Source organism: Geitlerinema sp. CS-897 (assembly GCF_028368005.1).
Classification (GTDB): Bacteria; Cyanobacteriota; Cyanobacteriia; order Cyanobacteriales; family Geitlerinemataceae; genus Baaleninema; species Baaleninema simplex.
In genome coordinates this window covers 1-2658 of the sequence record NZ_JAQNCQ010000270.1, presented here as the reverse complement: position 1 = coordinate 2658, position 2658 = coordinate 1, and the positions used below count along the sequence as shown (strand labels likewise).

General features: G+C 49.3%; 1 protein-coding gene and 1 pseudogene. Both read right to left on the bottom strand.

What is annotated here, in order from left to right:
* A partial coding sequence (locus tag POG22_RS17055; RefSeq protein ID WP_498906577.1) for an ATP-binding protein occupies positions 1-2371 on the bottom strand: 2371 nt, incomplete at its 3' end.
* Positions 2372-2421: 50 nt separating this feature from the next.
* Positions 2422-2658, bottom strand: a pseudogene (locus tag POG22_RS17050) (hybrid sensor histidine kinase/response regulator); the annotation flags it as partial.

The window sequence follows — 2658 nt, the reverse complement described above, 5'->3', positions numbered from 1 at the left end:
TCGTCCAACAGTTTTTACCGAGCAAATCAATGCCGATCTGAAAATAGCTTTTTGCAGCGTCACAAGCAGTCGCCAGCTTGGCTTTCTGTCCGGCATTTAAATTCAGGTCAACGAGCTGTTCGATCTCGGCTTCTTCTTCAATTGCCGTGCGCCCGATATTGAGTTGATTGACAATATCGAAAAGGCGATCGCTTTGCTCTTGAGACGATAAATTTGATAGAAGTTTACGACCGATCGCATAGTGAGTAGCGGGTTTCTTCGTATCGTCGATCGAAGCATAAGCGGCTTGTTGAACGCGATCGTGCAAAAACTTATAGCCCACTGATATGTTCTCAGTCAACATTTTGTCTTCGCGATCGGTGCTTTGAAAAAACTTATAGGTTTCGCTTTGAGGCAAAATCAACTCTTCTTGCAATGCCTCCCACAAACAATTTGCCACTTCAGCCTGAGACTGTGCGCTAGCAATGGCTAACGTTCCCAAATCGAACTGGTTGCCGATACAGGCCGCCAGCTTCAAGATCTGTTGAGTTTTGGCAGGTAGCTTCTGTAACCGCTTCGCCATAAACTCCACGACGTTGTTGGTTAACGCCAACTCCCGAACTTGTGCCAGATCGCACTGCCAGTAACCCAAATCGCGATCGAAGGTAATCCATCCATCTTCATGTAGTCCCTTGAGAAACTGAACTGCAAAAAATGGATTTCCCTGATTCTTCTCGTACACCAATTCGGTTAAAGGCAACGCAAGTTCTAACTTGCAGCTCAGCGTTTCCGCCACTAAATAATTGAGATCGATTTGACTTAAAGGGTCGAGAGCGATCGTTTCAATGTTGACGCCGGATTCAGCAATACGATCTAACGTCAATTGTAAGGGATGAGTCGCAAACACTTCGTTATCTCGATACGCCCCCAACAACAACAGATAGCCCCGATCTCGGTCGTCCATCAGCACTTGCATCAACTTCAGCGAAGCTGAATCTGCCCATTGAAGGTCGTCCAAAAAGATGACTAAGGGGTGGTCTTTTGTACTAAAAACCCGAATGAATTTTTGAAACAAAAGATTAAAGCGATTTTGGGCGGCACTTCCCGACAGTGCCGGTACGCTAGGCTGTTTGCCAATGAGGATTTCCAACTCGGGAATCACATCGATGACGATCTGCGCGTTGTCTCCCAAAGCCTTGAGAATTTCAGCCTTCCAAGCCTTCAGTTGCTCGTCGCTTTCGCTTAACAACTGTTCCATTAAATTTCGGAACGCTTGGACGAACGCAGAAAACGGAACGTTCCGGTTAAACTGGTCGAATTTTCCTTTAATAAAACATCCCCGTCGGGCGACGATGGGTTTGTGAACTTCGTTGATGACGGCGGTTTTACCGATACCCGAGAAACCCGACACCAACATTAGCTCAGTTTGACCTCGTGCGACTTGCTCGAATACATTGAGGAGGGTTCGCACTTCGGCTTCTCGTCCGTAGAGCTTTTCGGGGACGGCAAAGCGATCGCAGAGATCCCGCTCTCCCAACTCAAAGGGTTCGATCTCCCCGGTTTCCTGCCACTGTTGCCAACATCGTTCGAGGTCGTATTTCAACCCCAACGCACTCTGATAGCGGTCTTCAGCGTTCTTGGCCATCAACTTGAGAACGATCGCCCGCACCGCCTCGGGAACCGAACTCCCGTCAGGAAACTTAGCTTCGCGAGCGATGTGACAATGCACTAACTCCATCGGATCGTTGGCAAGAAAGGGCAGCTGTCCCGTCAGCAGTTCGTAAAAGGTAATGCCGAGGGAATAGAAGTCGCTGCGGTAGTCCAGACTCCGGTTCATGCGTCCGGTTTGCTCTGGAGAAATGTAAGCGAGGGTGCCTTCGAGAACGTTGGGATTCTTTAAAACTTGGCTTTCTTTGGGTAACAAAGACGCGATCGAAAAATCGATCAGTTTCACTTGCTTGGTGTTGGGGCAAACGAGGATGTTGGCCGGTTTGATGTCTTTATGAATCACCCGATTTCGATACAGTCCCTCGAGAATCTGTGCCAAAGCTATGGCAACGGGCAAAAATTCCCCCAGACTCAAAGGTTGCTGGGCTGTATAGTCCGACAAGGAAATCGCCCCTTCGTCGGGCATCACCAAAATGCAACTGTTGCGGTAATTTTCCAACGCCAGAGGCTCGACCACACCGGGACAATCGAGGTTTTTGGCAATGGTGTACTGGTTGCGGAAATTGACCAGTTCGTGAAAGCCGGGATACTCGCTGTCGAGCAGTTTGAGAATCACCGTGCGATCGTCGGCCGTTCGTCGCCCCCGATAAACCAAGGTTCGAGAGCTAGAGTGCAACAGTTCTAAATTATCGTAGCCAGGTAAAAGGGTCGTGTTTTCAGTCATCGTTCGTTTTCTGGGTCAATTGCAAGATCTGTTGTAAAACAAGTTTTGTTTTAAGACAGATATTGCTGGATGAAGGCTAAAATCGCTCGATCTTTAAAACCGCGAGCTAACGCTTGCAGTTTTCGGGCAAACGGAACGTATTGAGGGCCGAGTCCCTCGAGATCGGCGGCGCGATCGCGAATTCGCTTCATATTGCCCATCCTCGCCAGTTTGTAGAGCCGATCGAGCTCCGACGGTGGCGGCGGCACGATCGGTCCGCCGACCGTCTCCTCTGACCGTTCAGTCTC